Annotated in this window: 18 protein-coding genes; 6 read left to right on the plus strand and 12 right to left on the minus strand. The window is 59.6% G+C overall.

Annotated elements, in window-relative coordinates:
- Positions 1-223 precede the first annotated feature (223 nt).
- Entirely contained in the window at positions 224-1,141 is a 918-nt protein-coding gene (gene yegS / locus ACIQU2_RS15060; protein ID WP_347804897.1) for a lipid kinase YegS, read from the plus strand.
- Here yegS and ACIQU2_RS15065 read toward each other — a convergent pair.
- The 3 genes from ACIQU2_RS15065 to ACIQU2_RS15075 all read right to left on the minus strand — a co-directional run bounded on the left by ACIQU2_RS15065 (position 1,125) and on the right by ACIQU2_RS15075 (position 3,487).
- Entirely contained in the window at positions 1,125-1,784 is a 660-nt protein-coding gene (locus ACIQU2_RS15065; RefSeq protein WP_403142057.1) for a response regulator, read from the minus strand. The genes yegS and ACIQU2_RS15065 overlap by 17 nt on opposite strands.
- The gene (locus tag ACIQU2_RS15070; protein ID WP_347804905.1) at positions 1,781-2,674 is read right to left on the minus strand and encodes a sensor histidine kinase; all 894 of its coding nucleotides are present in this window, start codon (positions 2,672-2,674) and stop codon (positions 1,781-1,783) included. The genes ACIQU2_RS15065 and ACIQU2_RS15070 overlap by 4 nt, the downstream gene beginning before the upstream one ends.
- A 342-nt stretch (positions 2,675-3,016) precedes the next feature.
- The gene (locus ACIQU2_RS15075) at positions 3,017-3,487 is read right to left on the minus strand and encodes a hypothetical protein (protein WP_347804896.1); all 471 of its coding nucleotides are present in this window, start codon (positions 3,485-3,487) and stop codon (positions 3,017-3,019) included.
- Between the two features lie 462 nt (positions 3,488-3,949).
- Here ACIQU2_RS15075 and ACIQU2_RS15080 point away from each other — a divergent pair, with 462 nt between their 5' ends.
- Together ACIQU2_RS15080 and ACIQU2_RS15085 are read left to right on the plus strand one after the other, a co-directional pair.
- Positions 3,950-4,885 carry a chemotaxis protein CheV gene (locus tag ACIQU2_RS15080; protein ID WP_046049189.1) on the plus strand — a complete coding sequence of 312 codons (936 nt, stop codon included), beginning with the start codon at positions 3,950-3,952 and terminating at the stop codon, positions 4,883-4,885.
- A gap of 91 nt (positions 4,886-4,976) precedes the next feature.
- Positions 4,977-5,783: an MOSC domain-containing protein gene (locus ACIQU2_RS15085; RefSeq protein WP_403142065.1), complete on the plus strand. Its 807-nt coding sequence runs from the start codon at positions 4,977-4,979 to the stop codon at positions 5,781-5,783.
- Between the two features lie 84 nt (positions 5,784-5,867).
- Here the strand turns inward: ACIQU2_RS15085 and ACIQU2_RS15090 are convergent, their stop codons facing one another.
- From ACIQU2_RS15090 to ACIQU2_RS15125, 8 genes are all read right to left on the minus strand, one after another.
- On the minus strand, positions 5,868-6,152 hold the full coding sequence (locus ACIQU2_RS15090; protein WP_007940055.1) for a pyrimidine/purine nucleoside phosphorylase: 285 nt from the start codon (positions 6,150-6,152) through the stop codon (positions 5,868-5,870).
- Positions 6,153-6,221: 69 nt separating this feature from the next.
- Complete coding sequence (locus ACIQU2_RS15095; protein WP_403142068.1) at positions 6,222-6,764, minus strand: exonuclease domain-containing protein; 543 nt, start codon at positions 6,762-6,764, stop codon at positions 6,222-6,224.
- 71 nt (positions 6,765-6,835) lie between these two features.
- Positions 6,836-8,797 carry an acetyl/propionyl/methylcrotonyl-CoA carboxylase subunit alpha gene (locus tag ACIQU2_RS15100; RefSeq protein WP_403142070.1) on the minus strand — a complete coding sequence of 654 codons (1,962 nt, stop codon included), beginning with the start codon at positions 8,795-8,797 and terminating at the stop codon, positions 6,836-6,838.
- A gap of 55 nt (positions 8,798-8,852) precedes the next feature.
- Complete coding sequence (locus tag ACIQU2_RS15105) at positions 8,853-9,650, minus strand: enoyl-CoA hydratase/isomerase family protein (protein ID WP_403142072.1); 798 nt, start codon at positions 9,648-9,650, stop codon at positions 8,853-8,855.
- The gene (atuD, locus tag ACIQU2_RS15110) at positions 9,647-10,804 is read right to left on the minus strand and encodes a citronellyl-CoA dehydrogenase (protein WP_403142075.1); all 1,158 of its coding nucleotides are present in this window, start codon (positions 10,802-10,804) and stop codon (positions 9,647-9,649) included. The genes ACIQU2_RS15105 and atuD overlap by 4 nt, the downstream gene beginning before the upstream one ends.
- 23 nt (positions 10,805-10,827) lie before the next feature.
- Positions 10,828-12,444 carry a geranyl-CoA carboxylase subunit beta gene (atuC, locus tag ACIQU2_RS15115; RefSeq protein ID WP_403142078.1) on the minus strand — a complete coding sequence of 539 codons (1,617 nt, stop codon included), beginning with the start codon at positions 12,442-12,444 and terminating at the stop codon, positions 10,828-10,830.
- A gap of 3 nt (positions 12,445-12,447) precedes the next feature.
- A complete protein-coding gene (locus ACIQU2_RS15120; RefSeq protein WP_403142080.1) occupies positions 12,448-13,317 on the minus strand; it encodes an SDR family oxidoreductase in 870 nt (289 codons plus the stop codon).
- 12 nt (positions 13,318-13,329) lie between these two features.
- A complete protein-coding gene (locus ACIQU2_RS15125) occupies positions 13,330-15,120 on the minus strand; it encodes an acyclic terpene utilization AtuA family protein (protein ID WP_403142082.1) in 1,791 nt (596 codons plus the stop codon).
- A 190-nt stretch (positions 15,121-15,310) separates the two neighbouring features.
- Here ACIQU2_RS15125 and ACIQU2_RS15130 point away from each other — a divergent pair, with 190 nt between their 5' ends.
- From ACIQU2_RS15130 to ACIQU2_RS15140, 3 genes are all read left to right on the plus strand, one after another.
- Positions 15,311-15,937 (plus strand): TetR/AcrR family transcriptional regulator, encoded by a 627-nt coding sequence (locus ACIQU2_RS15130; protein ID WP_403142085.1) that lies wholly within the window; start codon positions 15,311-15,313, stop codon positions 15,935-15,937.
- A 91-nt stretch (positions 15,938-16,028) separates the two neighbouring features.
- On the plus strand, positions 16,029-16,835 hold the full coding sequence (locus ACIQU2_RS15135; protein ID WP_403142087.1) for a substrate-binding periplasmic protein: 807 nt from the start codon (positions 16,029-16,031) through the stop codon (positions 16,833-16,835).
- Between the two features lie 100 nt (positions 16,836-16,935).
- Complete coding sequence (locus tag ACIQU2_RS15140; protein WP_403142089.1) at positions 16,936-17,949, plus strand: GNAT family N-acetyltransferase; 1,014 nt, start codon at positions 16,936-16,938, stop codon at positions 17,947-17,949.
- Positions 17,950-18,105: 156 nt separating this feature from the next.
- Here ACIQU2_RS15140 and ACIQU2_RS15145 read toward each other — a convergent pair whose 3' ends face one another.
- Positions 18,106-18,654: an RNA polymerase factor sigma-70 gene (locus tag ACIQU2_RS15145; RefSeq protein WP_149417501.1), complete on the minus strand. Its 549-nt coding sequence runs from the start codon at positions 18,652-18,654 to the stop codon at positions 18,106-18,108.
- Positions 18,655-18,808 lie beyond the last annotated feature (154 nt).

Genomic DNA, 18,808 nt, shown 5'->3' on the forward strand with positions numbered 1-18,808 from the left:
GTCCCTGTGTAGTTCCTGCTGATGTTTGATAACTGCAGGCGCCAAGGTGTACCAATCGCATGGGTCGGTCAATTGAGCCGATTCCTCACATCTTGTAAGAAAAAGTCCCGCCTTGTAGGACGCCATACTGCTCGACTTCAAATAATTCAAATTCTTTCGACTTTTATGTGACGAGATGAGGTCAACATCTCCCATACGGAATTCAATCTTGGGAGTGACAGCAATGAGCGAACGCAAGGCACTGTTGATTCTGCATGGCAAGCAAGCGCTCAACGAGGCGGTCCGTTCTGCCGTGGAGGGCAAGCGCCAACAGGGTTGGGAGCTGGCCGTTCGAGTGACCTGGGAGGCCGGCGACGCCCAGCGGCTGGTGGATGAAGCGCTGGCGGCAGGCTACATGCAGATCATCGCCGGCGGCGGTGATGGCACCTTGCGTGATATTGCCGAGGCTATGGCGTCGCATACGACGCAGGCCAGCCTGATACTGATGCCCTTGGGGACCGCCAATGATTTTGCTCGTGCCGCCGGCGTGCCTCTGGAGCCCGATCAGGCGCTGGATCTTCTTGACACTGCGCCGAGCGCCATTGATCTGGGGGAGGTCGGTGGGCAGGTGTTCCTGAATATGGCCACGGGCGGTTTTGGCAGTCAGGTCACGGCAAACACCTCGGAGGACTTGAAAAAAATCCTCGGGGGCGCGGCTTACCTGTTCACCGGTTTATCGCGCTTCAGTGAGTTGCACGCAGCCTATGGCGAGTTGCAGGGGCCTGATTTCCAGTGGAGTGGCGAGCTGTTGGCATTGGGCATCGGCAATGGCCGGCAGGCCGGCGGTGGACATGTGTTGTGTCCAGAAGCGCTGGCTGACGATGGCCTGCTGGACATCAGTATTCTGCCTGCTCCGCAGGAAGTCGTCGGGACTTTGAAAAGCCTGCTGACCGATGGCTTCGGCATCGATAACATGTTTGTACGAGTCCGATTGCCCTGGGTCGAAATCAAGGTTGCGGAAGGCCTCTACATCAACCTCGATGGCGAACCTCTGGAAGGTGACAACTTGCGTTTCTCGACACGTCCAGCGGCACTGCGCGTGCATTTACCTGAAAACTCGCCGCTGCTGGGGTCATCGCAATTGATCAATCATCCAGGCTGATGATCTGCTCGCGCACGGCGAACAGCACCAGGCCCGCCACATCGTAGATCTGCAAGCGCTTCATGATCTGCGAACGGTGGGTTTCAACGGTCTTGATGCTGAGGCCCAGGCCATTGGCAATTTCCCGGGTGGATTTTCCGCGAACGATCAGCCGAAGGATTTCCAGCTGACGCGCTGTCAGGTTGTGCGAGTCTGCAGGTTCCGGCTGGTTTTTCTGAGTTCGGGTCAGCGCCTGGTTGATGACGGTGTGGGCGATGGCCGGGCTCAGGTAGCGTTCGTTGTTACGCAAGGCATCCAGGGCATGTTCAAGCTCGGTAGCCGTGGTGTCCTTGAGCAGGTAGCCATGTGCACCGGATTCCAGTGCCTGCATGATGAGTGCTGGATCAGTGTGCATCGACAGGATCAGCACCTTGCTCTGCGGGCGTACTCGCTTGAGTCGCTGCAATGCGTCAAGGCCACTGGTTTCCTTCATGGAAATATCCAGCAGGATGATGTCGGGGGACAGATGCTCGACCATCTCGAGCAACTGCGAGCCGTCATTGGCCTCACCGATTACCGCGTAGCCGGGAATATCCAGCACCAGAGCGCGCACGCCTGCCCTGATAAGCGAGTGGTCATCCACCAGAAGTAAGTTACAAGTCAACGCATAACCTTATTCGTACTGGCCCGTTCGAGCGCACGAGGCGCCCAGGGGAAGAGTGCTTCGATTTGAGTGCCTTTGCCCGGCTCGCTGGTCACGCTCAGTGTGCCTCCCAGCTGATTGATCCGTTCCGACATCCCTGCCATTCCACGTTGCCCCTCACGACCTGGATCGTTCGCTGGCGCGAATCCCAGGCCATCGTCACTGATTAACAGTGTCAGGCCCTGCGGCAGACGTTGCAGGCGGACCAACAGATTTTTCGCTTCGGCATGGCGCAATATATTGGTCACCGCTTCCTGAGTGATTCGAAAGGCAGCCACCGTCATTTCCTCCGGTATACCGGCCAAACGCTGATGGCATTCCAGGCTCCAGTGCACCGGCGTGTTGGCCAGCGTCTTGAGTAAATGCGCCCGCAGACTGGCTTCCAGCCCGAGACTGGTCAGCTGCCTCGGATTGAGAATGGCCGATACGTCTCGCACTTTGGCCAGGGTTTCTTCCAGCGTGTCGCAGAGCACCGAACACTGGCCCTGAAGTTCTTCGGGCATTCGGCGTTTGAGCCAGTCGCTTTGAAGTTTTGCCGCGGTCAGCAATTGGCCGATGTCGTCATGCAGTTCCCGACTGAGCCGGTGGCGTTCGTTTTCCTGAACCTCCAACAGCCGGTCAGCCAACTCCTGGGGTTGAAACTTTATCGACTTGCGCGAAAGACAATACTGCACCCAGACGCAGGTCAATGCCGCAATATTGAGTACCAGCAGACTCAGCGGCAGAGGAGTGGACAGGCTATAAATCAGCAGGCAGCCAAGCGCCGAGCAGGTACACAACATAAGCGTGACCAGGCGTGCGTTTTTTGGGGAGGGTGGCCTTGGGGTGATTGACTTGAGGCTGGCGTACATAGCGGATGGAGCCAATGGATGTTCGCTGCGGGAAGACCGGGCATCGAGGATGACGGGTCTCTGTCTGGAGTCACTCTGCCATTAATTGACGTCAACTAATGGGCGGCATAATACCACTTAAGATACCGTTGGTCGCGTTTGGTATATAGGTCTGCAGAGTCAGGAAACAAGCATTTATGGACAGCAGTTCCATAATGGAAAAAGTTGGGTGGCAAGAATGGTTTATTTGTTTCGAGATGTCGTAGGTAGGTATGGAATATTCAAATGCGACATGAGCCCGCTAAAGTTGGAAGGGCAGTCATGGCAATAAAAATTCACAGCACGGCATAGGGGCTCGATAATTCAGGCTTGCCGACCTGCAAAGGAAACGAGTGTGAACGGTTTGGAATTAGCGGGGGGCTGAAACTGACTGTGTCCGACCTGAAAGGCGAAGGCTTCGATCAGGGATGTCTGTTCGCTGTCATCAAGGCTGAGTTGGCCGGTCTTCTGATCGATAAGCTCGAGTTGCCAGGCGATCAACGTCAGGCAGTCTTTCAGCGCACTCAGGGCCTGGTCGTGTAAATCCATGTGATTCTGGGCATGGCTCAGCAAACCATGAATGTGCAACGAAAACTCCGAAACGGCTGCCAGAGCGAGGGCATCAGCCTTGTTGGCCAGTTTGAGCAGGGTGCTAAGCATGCAGTCGATGGCATCCTTGTCATTGCTGATCAGTTGCAAATGACTCAGGCATTCCTCGGTTTTGACCAGGAGTGTCTCTGCTTCGACGAGAAACTCAGGGAGCCGTTGAGCCCACTCTTTACGATCGTTCGGCATGCTTATCTCCACAACGTCATGTCAAATGAGGGGATGTCGAGTGTGTCGACGGGGACGGTCAGAGTCCCCGCATTGCCATGCCGTCGTGAGATCGCGCGCCGGCCTGTCTGGCTGCAGGCTGGGGAACTCGATAGGGTGGATGGCCACTTACCTGCGATCGCACACAAAAGCCTGACTCCGTTCATGCAATGAGAATGGCGTCACATTAATGGCTATTGGATGTTGCGAATATCAGGTTGGGCCTGATTGTTACTAGGGGAATCCCTTACACGGGGGAACCAACCGAACGAAACGAGGTCTCGCGGCAGGCAATGGGGCAGATGAAATCGCCTGGCCAGTAAAGCATGATGTTAATGTGACATCAATGTTTGGTCGTGGCATTTTACACGGGGGTCAAGGTCCGGCAAAAACAGCCGATAACCCCCTTTAGTGAATTCATCAGAACAAGCCCAGGAGTCATTGATGGCCGGCATTCTCGACACGGTAGACCAACGCACGCAACTGGTGGGTGAGAATCGCCTGGAAATTCTCATGTTCCGGCTGGCCGGACGGCAATTGTTCGCGATCAACGTGTTCAAAGTGCAGGAAGTGCTGCAACTGCCGAAGCTGACCCTGATGCCCCAGCGTCATCCGTTTGTCTGCGGTGTGGTTAATTTGCGTGGCCAGACCCTGCCGGTGATCGACCTGTCCCAGGCCATTGGTATGCGTCCGCTGGTGCCAAGCCCGACCAGTACGATCATCGTCACCGAGTACAACCGTTCGGTGCAGGCGTTCCTGGTCGGTGGTGTGGACCGTATCGTCAACATGAACTGGGAAGCCATTCTGCCGCCGCCGGCCAGCGCAGGTCGTCAGCATTATTTGACGGCCATCAGCAAGGTCGACGATCAGTTGGTGGAAATCATCGACGTCGAAAAAGTCCTGGCGGAAATCGTTCCGTACAACGCCAAGGTCTCGCGCGACAAACTCGACGATCCGGTTCTCGAGCGTGCCCGTGGCCGTGAAGTGCTGCTGGTGGACGACTCGAACGTGGCGCTGTCGCAATTGCGTGACACCCTGGGTCAGTTGGGCGTGAAGATGCACATCGCCAGCGATGGCTTGAAGGCACTGAACATGCTCAAGGCCTGGGCCGATACCGGTGTGAACATGACCGACAAACTGCTGATGATCTTCACCGACGCGGAAATGCCGGAGATGGACGGCTATCGCCTGACCACGGAAATCCGCAACGACCCGCGTCTGCGTGGCCTTTATGTGGTTCTGCATACCTCGTTGTCCGGCAGCTTCAACGACTCGATGGTGAAGAAGGTCGGCTGCGACAACTTCCTCTCCAAATTCCAGCCGGACAAACTCGTTGATGTGGTGCGCCAGCGTCTGATGCTTGATGAAGTGCCTGCCTGACACCACCCGCAAAGGCTGACTTGACGTCAACCTTTGATTCGGCGACCAAGCTCGTATAGGGTGGCGTTTTTTGCCCACCAGGGAGCTGGCCATGTTGCGTCTGAGCGCGCTTTATCGTTATCCGTTGAAATCCGGCAAGGGTGAGATCCTGAAGCAGGTCAGCCTCGACAAGCTGGGCCTGGACGGTGATCGACGCTGGATGCTGGTGGACGAGGCCAGCGGGCGCTTTCTGACTCAACGTGCGGTGGCGCAGATGAGTCAGCTGTCGGCGTTGTGGAATGCCGACGGTGGCTTGACCCTCAGTGCGCCGGGCCGCTCACCGATCGATATCGCCTTGCCTGCCAGCGACGCGGAACTGCGTGGCGTGACCATTTGGCGCGATACGTTGCGTGTGCCGGATGCCGGTGACGAGGCGGGTGCCTGGGTCAGTGAGTTCATTGGTAAACCGACTCGCCTGGTACAAGTACCTCTTGATCGCGCACGGACCACCCAGGCCGGCTACGGCAAGGAGAATGATCAGGTGGCCTTCGCCGATGGCTTTCCGCTGTTGCTGATCGGACAGGCCTCACTGGAGGACTTGTCGCAAAAAGTCGGCCGCCCGCTGGAAATGCTGCGCTTTCGGCCCAACCTGGTGATCGAGGGCAGCGAGGCGTATGCCGAAGATGGCTGGAAGCGCATCCGCATCGGCGATGTCGAGTTCCGCGTGGTCAAGTCGTGTTCACGCTGCATTCTGACCACCATCGACCCGCAAACCGGCGAGCGCAGTGAAGATCGCGAACCTCTGGCTACGTTGCAGAAATACCGTGCCGAAGCCGACGGCGCGATGTTCGGACAGAACCTGGTCAACGACAGCAATGGCCAACTCGAAGTCGGTATACCGGTGACGGTCCTGGAATAAGACAATTTGAATGACTGCCCTTGAACAAAAAGTGCCCGTGTCCAAGGACACGGGCATTTTTTGTCGCTGTGAACACCCAGGGGTTTAGCCGCGGTATTCGCACAGGTAAGCGGTGTCGACGGCCACTTTCAGCTGGAACTTGCTGTTGGCGGGCACGTTGAACTGGCTGCCGGCGGCGAAGGTTTCCCAGTCGCTGCTGTCCGGCAGTTTGACGGTCAGGGCGCCGGACACCACGTGCATGATTTCACGCTGGCTGGTGCCGAATTCGTATTCGCCCGGTGCCATGACGCCGATGGTCGCAGGACCTTCAGCGGTGCCAAAGGCGATCGACTTGACGGTGCCGTCGAAGTACTCGTTGACTTTAAACATGGGCGATTCCTCGAAAAGGGCTAAAAAGGGCCGGCCAGTATGCACAAGGCCCATGCCGGCGTCACCTCTCTAAAGCGGAAGAACCAGTGGCAATAATCGTGCGGTATTGCGCGCATCTTCCAGCGCCCGATGTTGTTGGCCACTGAACTGCATGCCCGCCAGTTGCAGCGCGCCGTTAAGCCCCAGCGGGCGTTCCAGCCGGCGAGCCTTGGCAAAGCGCTGTTTGAGGTTCATGTGCGGCACCCGGCTCAGGGCGCTGTCGAGTTGCAGGTGCTCCCACTCCTGAACCAACTGTTTGCGATCGTAATCGCCCCAACTGGCCCAGCCTTCGAGGCGCGAGTGATGCTGGCCGAGCCAGTGTTCGAACGACGCCCAGACCTCGCTCAGAGGCTGTGCGGCGTCGATGTTGGCCTGGGTGATGCGGGTCAGTTCCCGGCAAAACGGCGTCAGCAAAGGCCGACGCGTCGGACGCACGAAGCGCTGAAAGCTATCCAGTTCTCGGCCATTTCGGTCCACCAGGGTGGCGCCGATTTCGATGATTTCCATTTCTGTTACTGGCCAACCACCCTCATCGGTGGTGGCTTCTAGATCAATGACCAGCCAGTGAGGCATCGCAGGGTTCCTGGTATCCGCGTCCTGATAGGGCTTGAGCGTAGCCAAACCCGGCGGATCCGCCTAGCGGCTTATTCGACCTCCAACAAAATTTGACGATTTTTCACCTGGTCACCGACCCTGACCTGCAAGCGTTTGAGCACGCCGTCGATGCCCGACTTGAGCGGATGCTCCATTTTCATGGCCTCCAGCACCACCAACAACTGGCCTTTACTGACCGGGCTGCCCTCAGTCACCAGCACGTCGACGATCGCCCCGTCCATCGGGGCCTTGAGGGTGCCGGTGCTGACACTGGCCTGACTGCTGACCAAGGCCTGCGTCCGGTCCACCAGCCGCACACTGCCGGGACGGGTGAACAGCCAGAGTTGTCCTGCCTCGAGACGATAAGCATGGCGTCGCCGGATGCCGTTGATTTCCAGGCTGGCCCAGCGTCCGTCGCACTGGATGATCTTCAATTCAAAGGGCGTTGTTGCGACTTGAATCCGATACGGTTCACCCGGCACAGCGTTCAATTCCACCGGCCAATCCTGATCCTCAAGGCCGATTCGATAGTGCAACGGTACGCTGGCGTTGTTGCGCCAACCGGCCAGTGGCACGTGATGAACCTGCGCCGAGGCTTGATAGAACAATGCAGCAGCGATGGCCAGTTCTTCGGCACTCGGCACATGCGCATGCAGGCAGGGATGCTTGGCAAAGTGAGTATGGATGAATCCCGTACTGAACTCGCCACTGATGAACTGCGGGTGTTCGAGCAGGCTGGCGAGCAAGCGCTGATTGCTCTGCACGCCGAGCAGCACGCTGTCCTGCACCGCCCGCAGCAATTTGCGCCGGGCTTCTTCGCGGGTGGCGCCGTGGGCGATGATCTTGCCCAGCATCGGGTCATAAAACGGGCTGACTGTCTGGCCTTCGATCAGGCCATGGTCGATCCGCACGCCGCGCTGCAACGCAGGCTCCCAGGCGGTGATGCGACCGGTTTGCGGCAGAAAACCGTGTGCCGGATCTTCGGCGTACAAACGGACTTCCATGGCATGGCCGCTGAGCTGAACCTGCTCCTGTCGCAAGGGCAGAGGCAGTCCTTCGGCGACGTGCAACTGCCAGGCCACCAGATCGAGGCCGGTGATCAATTCGGTCACCGGGTGCTCCACCTGGAGTCGGGTGTTCATCTCCAGAAAGTAAAACTGCCCACGCGTATCCAGCAGGAACTCGACAGTGCCAGCGCCGACGTAATTTACTGCGCGACCCGCCTTGAGCGCCGCTTCGCCCATGGCCTGACGCAACTCGGCGGTCATTACCGGGCAGGGTGCTTCCTCGATGACTTTCTGGTGGCGACGCTGGATCGAACAGTCGCGCTCGCCAAGGTAGATCAGGTTGCCGTGCTGGTCGCCGAACAGTTGAACTTCGACGTGACGCGGGTCGATCAGCGCTTGCTCGAGAATCAGTTCGTCACTGCCAAACCCATGCAGCGCTTCGGAGCGGGCGGTGCGCAGTTGTTCGAGCAAATCACTGGCCTCGTGCACCAGGCGCATGCCACGCCCGCCACCGCCGGCACTGGCCTTGATCATCAGCGGATACCCGATGCGTGCGGCTTCGCGGCTCAGGGTTGCGTCGTCCTGTTCTTCGCCCTGGTAACCCTTGATGCACGGCACACCGGCATCGAGCATGGCGAGTTTCGACAGGCGTTTGCTGCCCATCAGATCGATGGCTTCGGGACTGGGGCCGATGAAGGTGATGCCGGCATCCTGGCAGGCGCGGGCGAAGCCGGCGTTTTCCGAGAGGAAGCCATAGCCCGGATGGATCGCGTCAGCGCCCGTGCGCCGGGCGGCGTCGAGAATGGCCGGGATACTCAGATAGGACTGCTGCACCGGGGCCGGGCCGATGTTCACGGCTTCGTCGGCCATCTGCACATGCAACGCATCGGCGTCGGCATCGCTGAACACCGCGACCGTGCGATAGCCCAATGCCTGGGCGGTGCGCTGGATGCGGCAGGCGATTTCACCGCGGTTGGCGATCAGGATTTTGCTTAGTCCGGGCATTGGGTCTTCTCTGAAGTTGTACGGTGAAAGTGACGGCCTCTTCGCGAGCAGGCTCTTAAATAGCCCAACCCGGTTTGCGTTTCTGCACGAAGGCCATGGTCCCCTCAATACCTTCAGCCCCGGTCACCGCCTCGCTGAACCAGTCGGCCGCTTCATCCAGCAACGCATTCGATGGCTGTCCGGCACTCGCCAGCAACAGCTTTTTGGTCGTCGCATTCGCCTCCGGTGCGCAACACAACACATGGGCCAGAATTTCATCGAGACGCTCGGCCAACGCTTGCGCGTCATGCTCGACAAAATGCACCAACCCCATGCGTCGTGCCTGCGTGCCATCGAAACGTGCAGCGGTCAGCGCCAGTCGGCGAGTCTGAGTCAGGCCGATGCGCTGCACCACGAACGGCGCGATCTGCGCAGGCAGAAGGCCGAGGCTGGTTTCCGGCAGACCAAATTGCGCCAGGTGATCGGCCAAGGCGACGTCGCTGACGCAGGCCAGACCAAAACCACCGCCGAGCACCGCGCCTTGCAGCACCGTGATCACCACTTGCGGCGCGTGTTGCACCTCTTGCAGCAGCGCACCGAACGCGCGATTCAAGTCGCGATAGGCGCTCGGGCCCTGAGCGCGTGCATTGGCCATGTCCTTGATGTCGCCACCGGCGCAAAAATGCCCGCCCGCACCACCGATCACCAGCGCGCGAATGGCTCGGTCGTCACGCACCGCCGCCAGCACCGCACGCAGTTCGGCAACCATTTGCAAACTCATGGCGTTGCGGCTTTCCGGGCGGTTGAGGGTGATGTGCAGGACACCGTTATGCGGTTCGAGCAGCAAGGTCTGGCAAACGGGCAGGGTGCTCATTTCTTTTTCCCCGGCAGGATGCCCATGAGTTTGCAGATGATGCCCAGCATGATTTCGTCGGCACCGCCGCCGATCGACACCAGTCGCACATCGCGGTAAGCGCGGGCCACCGGGTTGTCCCACATAAAGCCCATGCCGCCCCAATATTGCAGGCAGCTGTCGCTGACTTCCCGGCCCAAACGCCCGGCCTTGAGTTTAGCCATTGACGCCAGACGGGTGACATCCTGGCCTTTGATGTACTGCTCGGTGGCCTGATAGACCAATGCCCGCAGGCATTCGATTTCGGTTTGCAGTTCGGCCAGGCGGAAATGGATGACCTGATTGTCGATCAGCGCATTGCCGAAGGTTTTGCGCTCCTTGCAGTACTCGATGGTGCTGTCGATGCAGTACTCCAGGCCCTTGATCATGTTCGCCGCGCCGAACAGCCGTTCCTCCTGGAACTGCAGCATCTGCATCATGAACCCTGCGCCTTCATGGCCGATGCGGTTGCGTTGCGGCACGCGCACGTTGTCGAAAAATACCTGAGCGGTTTCTGAACTGCGCATGCCGAGCTTGTCCAGGTGCGAGCTGAGGCTGATGCCAGGGGTGTTCATCGGCACCATGATCAGCGACTTGTTGATGTGCGGTTTGTCGTCCGAGGTGTTGGCCAGCAGGCAGATGAAATCGGCGCTCGGTGAGTTGGTGATCCACATCTTGCTGCCGTTGATCACGTAGTCGTCGCCGTCCTTGCGGGCGGTGGTTTTCAAACCGGCCACGTCGGAACCGGCGCCGACTTCGGAAACACCAATGCAGCCGACCTGCTCGCCAGTGATCGCCGGACGGAGAAACTCTTCGCGCAGTTCATCGGAGCCGAAACGCGCCAGCGCCGGGGTGCACATGTCGGTCTGCACGCCGATGGACATCGGAATGCCGCCGCAGTGGATGGTGCCGAACTCTTCAGCCGCGACGATCGAATAGCTGTAATCGAGCCCCATGCCGCCAAACTTTTCCGGTTTGGAAATCCCCAGCAGGCCGAGGTCGCCGGCCTTGCGGAAGATCTCGTGGATCGGAAAGCGTCCAGCCTTTTCCCATGCCTCGACGTGAGGATTGATCTCGTGATCGACGAATTGGCGGACGGTGCGGCGCAGTGCTTCGTGTTCCTGGGTGAAGATCATTTTTATTGTTCTCCTGAGCGCCCTTAGAAACGGGCTACGCCAAAACTGTTGGATTGCAGCGGTCGCACTTCGGCTTCATGACAAATATCCAGCAAGTACCCGAGCAAGGTCCGGGTATCGCGAGGATCAATCAACCCGTCGTCCCACAGGCTGGCGCTGCCGTACAGCGCGGTGGACTGGCTGTCGAGTTTCTGCGCGGTGACCTGTTCCAGCATGTCGAGCATTTTCGGGTCGGGCACCAGGCCGTCCTTGGCCTGCTTGCCCTCGGTGACGATTCGCAGCACTTTGCCGGCCTGGGCGCCGCCCATCACCGCCGTGCGGCTGTTGGGCCAGGCAAAAATGAAGCGCGGGTCGAGGCCGCGGCCGCACATCGCGTAGTTGCCGGCGCCGTAGGAGCCACCGACGACGATGGTCAGTTTAGGCACGCGGGCATTGGCCACCGCTTGAATCATTTTCGCGCCATGTTTGATCACGCCTTGCTGCTCCGACTCGGTGCCGACCATGAACCCGGTGGTGTTGTGAAAAAACAGCAGCGGCGTCTGGCTCTGGTCACAGAGCTGAATGAACTGCGCCGCCTTGCTCGCACCCTTGGGCGTGATCGGCCCGTTGTTGCCAATGAACCCGCAGGCGCGGCCTTGAATCTGCAAATGGCCGCAGACGGTTTGTTGATCGAACTCGCCCTTGAATTCGAGAAAGTTCGATCCGTCGGCAATCCGCGCGATGATTTCGCGCACGTCGTAAGGTTTTTTCGCGTCGTCAGGAATCAGCCCGAGCAACTCGTCGATGGGGTAGAGCGGTTCTTCCCACCGACGTTCGGGTACCCAGGGCAACTGATCATTCCACGGCAACAGGCTGACAATCTCGCGCACCTGCCGCACGCCATCGGCATCGTTCTCGGCCAGGTATTCAGCGGTGCCGGCGATTTGCGCATGCATCTCGGCACCGCCCAGTGCTTCATCGGTGGCGACTTCGCCGGTGGCAGCCTTGAGCAGCGGCGGGCCGGCCAGAAACAGCTTGGCCTTGCCACGCACCACCACCACGTAATCCGACAACCCTGGCTGATAGGCGCCGCCCGCCGTGGCCGAGCCATGGACCACGGTGATTTGCGGCAGGCCCATGGCCGACATCCGCGCCTGATTGGCAAAACTGCGGGCGCCTTCGACGAAAATCTCCGCCGCGTAATTGAGGTTGGCGCCACCGCTTTCGGCCAGGGTAATGACCGGCAGTTTGTTCTCCATGGCGATCTGTTGCAGGCGCAGGGATTTTTTCAAACCGCTGGGGGAAATGGTCCCGCCCTTGATCGCACTGTTGTTTGCCACCACCAGTGCCCGCACGCCGGACACGTAGCCGATCCCGGCGATCAACCCGCCGCCTGCCGAGCTGCCGTCTTTGTCGTCATGCAGCTTGTAGCCCGCCAGGCTCGCCAGTTCGAGGAACGGGGCGCCGGGGTCCAGCAGCAGATTGAGGCGTTCCCGGGGCAGCAGTTGCCCGCGTTTGTCGAACCTGGGTTTGGCTTCGGCCGCCTTGTTCAGCAGGATCTGCTCGAGCTGGCGGACGTGCTCGATGCCGACCAGCATCGCCGCGCGATTGCGGGCGAACTGTTCGCTGAACGGGTCCACTTGCGACTGAATCACCGGCATGACTTATTCCTTGTCCTTGAGCACGTCAGGGAGGTAGGCACGGTGAAAACCGTTATATGACTCGCTGATCTGCGCCTTGTGTATCGGCCAGGCGCGCCCGCCCAGGCTGGCGGCACCGTCGATGCGCAAGGTGCTGCCACTGACAAATGCCGCTGCCGGGCTGAGCAGGAAAACGATCGCGGCGCTGACTTCCGATTCGGTGCCGATGCGTTTCAGCGGAACGTGCTCGCGCAACGTCGGGATCACCGCTTTGAACGCGCCTTCGTAGGTGTCCATGCCACTGGACGCGATCCAGCCCGGCGCCACGGCATTGACCCGCACCCCGGCATAACCCCATTCGAACGCGGCGGTCTTGGTGAGGTTGTCCATGCCTGAACGCGCCGCGCCCGAGTGGCCCATGCCGGGCATGCCGCCCCACATGTCGGCGAGCATGTTGACGATGGCGCCGCCGTGCGTGCTCATGGATTGGTTGAACACTTCGCGGGCCATCAGGAAGCCGCCCATCAGGTTGGTGCGCAACACCGTATCGAACCCTTTTTGATTGATCGACGCCAGCGGCGACGGGTACTGCCCGCCGGCATTGTTGACCAGGCCGTGAATCGGTCCGTGCTTGCGGATCAACTCGCTGACCACATGCTTGACCGCTTCTTCCTCACGAATATCGCAAACCATCCAGTCAGCCTTGCCGCCATCTTCGGCGATCTCGGTCGCGACGTTTTTCAGCTTGTCGGCCTTGCGCCCGAGCAGCAGCACATGGGCGCCGAGGGCCGCCAGTTCGTGCGCGGTGCAACGGCCGATGCCGCTGCCGCCACCGGTGACGATGATGTTTTGGCCTGCAAACAAATCGGCTTTGAAAATCGAATCGTAAGCCATGGCGACAGTCCTCTAGTTGACCTGGTCGGCGATGCGCTGAGGCACCGGTATCTGGATTTCCAGCAGTTGCTGGGCGAAGGCTTTGCCTTGCGGATCGATCCGCAGGCTGGCCACGCCACCGCCTCCCAGGGCGTTTTCCAGCAGAAAATTAAGGCTGTGGGTGCCCGGCAGGTACCAGCGTTCGACACGTCCGTGGATCGGGTCGAGGACATGACTCATCCAGTCGACGATCACTTCCGGCGTCAAGGCTTCGGCAATCCACGGCAGGTACTCCGGCTCGCGGGCCATGACGCCGATGTTGCTGTGGTTGCCCTTGTCACCGGAGCGCGCCACGGCGAGTTTGACCAGGGCCACGCTGGCATCGGCCCGGTCTGAAGGTTTCGGTGGGGCGCACGCCACGGGCAGGTCGGCGGTGTCGAGTACATCAACGGCGGGCAAGGCGCAGGGGTGGCGCTGGCCCTTGAGATCAATTTCCAGCGTGCAGGCGGTTTTGTCGATAAGGAACGAGAACAGCCGGATCAGCGGATACACCGTCGGCCGTCCACCGACAATCCCGGTCAGTCCCGGCGCCATGCCGGTGGCGGCCTGGGCGATCTCCCGGGAGAACACAATCAACGCCTGTTTACCCGGATGGCGCACCGCGAGTTTGATGACCACTTCGCGGCTGTCCTGACGCTGACCGTGGGGGCCGTAAGTGGCCTCGCAGCCGAGCAGTTCGATGTTCACTTCGCTGTAGGGTGGCCAACCGCGCTGGCTGAAGATTTCCGATGTCTTGTTGATGATGGCTTCGCTGACTCGACGCGCCTTGTCGACCGCATCGATCCCGGCGATCAGACAACTGGCGGTGCAGCGGAAACCGTCCGGGTACGTCGCGCTGACCTTGTACTGATCGGTCGGCGGCAAGCCTTTTGCGCCGTGCACCTGGACCGCATTTTTGCCTTGTTGCACGAGTTTGACTTCAGTGAAATCGCAGACCACGTCCGGCAGCAGATACGCCTGCGGGTTGCCGATTTCATACAGCATCTGCTCGCCGACCGTCAGCGGTGTGACCAGTCCGCCGGAGCCTTCGGGTTTGCTGACGATGAACTGGCTGTCGGCGCTGACTTCGACGATGGGGAAGCCGATGTGTTCGTAGTCGGGCACCTCGCGCCAATCGGTGAAGTTGCCGCCGGTGCACTGGGCACCACATTCGATGATGTGCCCGGCCAGTGCGGCCTGGGCGAGTTTGTCGTAGTCGTGCCAGGACCAGCCGAATTCATGCACCAGCGCGGCGCTGACCACGGCGCTGTCGACCACGCGTCCGGTGATGACGATGTCGGCGCCCAGACGCAGGGCTTCGACGATGCCCGGTGCGCCGAGGTAGGCGTTGGTCGAGACGCACATCGGCGGCAAGGGGGCGCCACTGGACATTTCATGGATACCGCTGCCGCCCAGCTGTTTGAGCTGCGGCTGCAAGTCATCGCCCAGCAGCACGGCGATTTTCAGCGCCACTCCGGCCTTGTCGCAGGCCGCTTGCAGGGCGGCGGCGCAGGCTTGCGGATTGACCCCGCCGGCGTTGCTGATGACGCGGATTTTCTGTTCGGCGAGTTGACCCAACAGCGGGCTGAGGATTTCGATGAAGTCGCTGGCGTAACCGGCCCGGGGATCTTTCATCCGCGCGCCGGCCATGATCGACATCGTAATTTCGGCCAGATAATCGAAGACCAGATAGTCCAGACGCCCACCTTCCACCAATTGCGCGGCGGCGGTCGAGGTGTCGCCCCAGAAGGCGCTGGCGCAACCGATGCGGATTGTTTTTGGCACAGTCAACTCCATAGCCACCTCCGATAGAAGTGCATCGAGACTACCAAGCAAGCGCTTGGTTTGTAAACGGCATAAATATCTTCTGCCCGAGCGCTTGCTTGGTTGCCCACGCCAGCTTAAATTGCCCGCGCAACCCCGCAGTTTTAGCGGCGAGCGGCGTATTTGATTGATCGACTGTAGGAGAGAACGGGTGGACGAGCAAAATGCCCTGAGGGTGATGCGCGAATTGGTCGACAGCGGCCAATTGACCGACCCGGACAGCGCCCGCGGCAAACTGCTGCAAGTGGCGGCTCACCTGTTCCGCAACAAAGGTTACGAACGCACCACCGTGCGCGATCTGGCCGGCGCCGTGGGGATTCAGTCCGGCAGCATTTTTCATCACTTCAAAAGCAAGGACGAGATCCTGCGGGCGGTGATGGAAGAAACCATTCGCTACAACACTGCGTTGATGCGTGCAGCCCTGGCAGAAGCCGGCAGTGTGCGCGAGCGGGTACTGGCGCTGATTCGTTGTGAGTTGCAGTCGATCATGGGCGGCAGCGGCGAGGCCATGGCGGTGTTGGTGTATGAATGGCGCTCGCTGTCCGAAGACGGGCAGGCGCAGGTGCTGGCGCTGCGCGACATTTATGAAGAACTCTGGCTTCAGGTGCTGGGCGAGGCCAAGGAGGCCGGTTTTATCCGCGGGGATGTGTTCATCACCCGCCGTTTTCTGACCGGTGCGTTGTCCTGGACTACTACCTGGTATCGCGCCAGCGGCAGCATGAGCCTCGATCAATTGGCCGATGAGGCGTTGATTCTGGTGCTGGAAGAGAAGCAATAAGTTTATTCAGGTCGCAGGAAACTGGCTAAGTGGCCGAAACCGCCTAGCTTGAATGCATTGAAGTGTATTTTTTGGGGAGTGGGTTGTTTTGATGTCTTCGCCAATTCGGACGGTTTCGCGGCTTTTGCTGGCAACGCTTGCGGCGTTATGCGTGGTTCCGACCCAGGCCGCACAGCTGGTGCGGGTCGGTGCCGCACATTTCCCCCCCTATACCGTGCGCCCGGAATCCGGTGCCGACACCGGTTTGCTGCCGCAGCTGGTCGAGGCGCTCAATGCCTTGCAGAGCGGCTATCAGTTTGTGTTGGTGCCCACTTCCATTCCCCGGCGTTTCGGTGACTTCAAGCAAGGCCGGGTGGACATGGCGATTTTCGAGAACCCGGACTGGGGCTGGAAGGACATCCCGCACACCACTGTCGACATGGGGCTGGAAGACGCCGAGATTTTTGTCGCGCAACGCCAGCCCGATGGACAGCCGGTTCGTCAGCAGAATTATTTTGCCGACCTCGCCGGCAAGCGTCTGGCGCTGTTCAGCGGCTATCACTACGAATTCGCCAACTTCAATGCCGATCCAAAATTCCTCGCGCAAAACTACAACGCAACGCTGACCTATTCCCATGACAGTAACCTGCTGATGGTGCTGCGCGGGCGTGCCGACGTTGCTCTGGTGACGCGCTCGTATCTGAGCGATTACCTGCTGCGCAACGAGAAAGTCGCCGATCAGTTGCTGGTGTCCCAGCGTATCGATCAGGTTTATCACCACTACGCCATCCTCCGGCCGGCCGCACCGATCAGTGGCGAGGCATTTGGCAAGTTGCTGAAAGGGTTGCGGGACAATGGCCAGATGCTGAAGATTTTCGATCCCTACAAGATCGCCGTGGTGCCGGTCCCGAGTAGCTGAGATCGCGCCACAGGTCGCGTATTTACCGACTTCTCTTAAATTTCCCGCACTGGCTCACGTCACCTCGTTGAACTGTCGACGATTAACGTGAGCCCGACCCATGTCCACTCTGAATGACCTGACTGCCCTGGCCTTGCCGACAGGAAGCCGTCTTGTAGCTGATGAAACCGAAAGCCGCCTGTGTCTCAGCCTTGAAGGGCAGCCGCTGATTCAGTTGCGTCTGACTCGCGAGCCCGCGCTGCAAGTGCAAGTAGAAGAGCGCTTCGACCACGCCGATAATCGTGCCGTCTGGGCGGCCTGTTATTGGCTGTTTGCCCGTGACCCGGCCTGCCAGCGCCTGACCTGGCATCTCGATGAAGCCTCCACCGAAGCATTGCTCAGCGGGTTGCTGATCCCTGACGAAATCGTCGGCCAGTATCTTTGCGAACGCACGCTGTTCTGGCAGTTGCCTCAGCCTTGGCTGGGCGCGTCACTGACACCGAGTTATCCGCAGCAAATGGTCATCAGCGGCGGCAAGCGTCATCCGCTGCGGCCGGTGAAACCGCGGGGTGAAGTCTATCGGCGTTTTGATGCGCGCCTCGGTGCCTGGATTTCCCTGCGCACGGTGAACATCGACCTGGACCTGGCGCGATTCAATCGTTGGCAGAACAGCCCGCGCGTGGCGAGTTTCTGGCAGGAGGAGGGCAGCCTCGAGCAGCATCACGAGTACCTGAGCAAACTTGAAGCCGATCCCCACACTTTGACGCTGATCGGTTGTTTCGATGATCAGCCGTTCGCCTACTTTGAAGCCTATTGGGCCAAGGAAGATCGCATCGCGCCGTTCTATGACGCCGGCGATTACGACCGCGGTATTCACATGCTGGTGGGTGAAGAAAATCACCGAGGCCCGCATAAGGTGGCGAGCTGGTTATCGGCGTTGACGCATTACCTGTTTCTCGACGATCCACGCACTCAGCGAGTGGTTGCCGAGCCTCGCGCCGACAACGCGAAGATGATCGGGCATATGCAGAACCAGGGTTTCCATTGCGAGAAAGCGTTCGACTTCCCGCACAAGCGCGCGGCGTTGATGGTGCTGGGGCGTGAGCGGTTTTTTGATCGGTGTGCGTTGGCTTGATGCGTAAGGCTCAAGATCTGTTGCGGTCTTGAGTCCGCCATCGCGAGCAAGCTCGCTCCCACAGTTGATCTCCAGTGTTCACAAACTGTGTGTTCACAATAGATCCCATGTGGGAGCGAGCTTGCTCGCGATTGGGGGCGACGCAGATTTCAGATCTTAGCGACGGGCATAGGTATCCACGCGGCTGCCCGACACCTTGCGGCAGTGCACCAGCGCATCGCGAATCATGAAGTTCACCAGGGTCGGCGAGACGCCAAGCTCCTTGGCAATGTCCTTTTGCGGCACGCCGTGCAGGCGATACATCTCGAAGGCGTAGCGGGTGCGGCTGGGCAGCTCGGTCAGCGCGTCGGCGATGTGTTCCAGCGTCGAGAAGTTGATGTGCGAGGTTTCCGGCGAAGCACCTTGAATCACCACGTTCAGGCCTTCCTCTTCAGGGCCGGAATACTTCTGCTCCAGCGCCTGTTTGCGGTAGTGATCGATCGCCAGGTTGCGCACGATCTGGAACAGGTAGCTGAGCTGAGCCTTGAACGAGGACGTGATCTGCGGCGCGGATTGCAGCCGGAAGAACGCATCCTGCACCACGTCTTCAGCACGCGACCGGCAGCCGGTAATGCGGGCTGCAATCTTGACCAGAATCAGTCGATTGTCGACGAATGCCTGAAGTAGCGGTGAATCGCACCTGCTTGTGGACACTTGTTCCGTCATTGGAAATCACCTTGCTGCCAATAGGTTCGTGGGGCGGCACGCGGGGGCTGAGCCGTCCAACACATCGAGCGACAAATTATTCTGAATGATAATGATTGTCAAATGAGAAATAGAACTAATACTCCGCAAAGGTGCAGAGTGAGAACTGCGACAC

It is taken from the genome of Pseudomonas sp. NPDC098740 (assembly GCF_044760065.1).
GTDB lineage: Bacteria > Pseudomonadota > Gammaproteobacteria > Pseudomonadales > Pseudomonadaceae > Aquipseudomonas > Aquipseudomonas rossensis.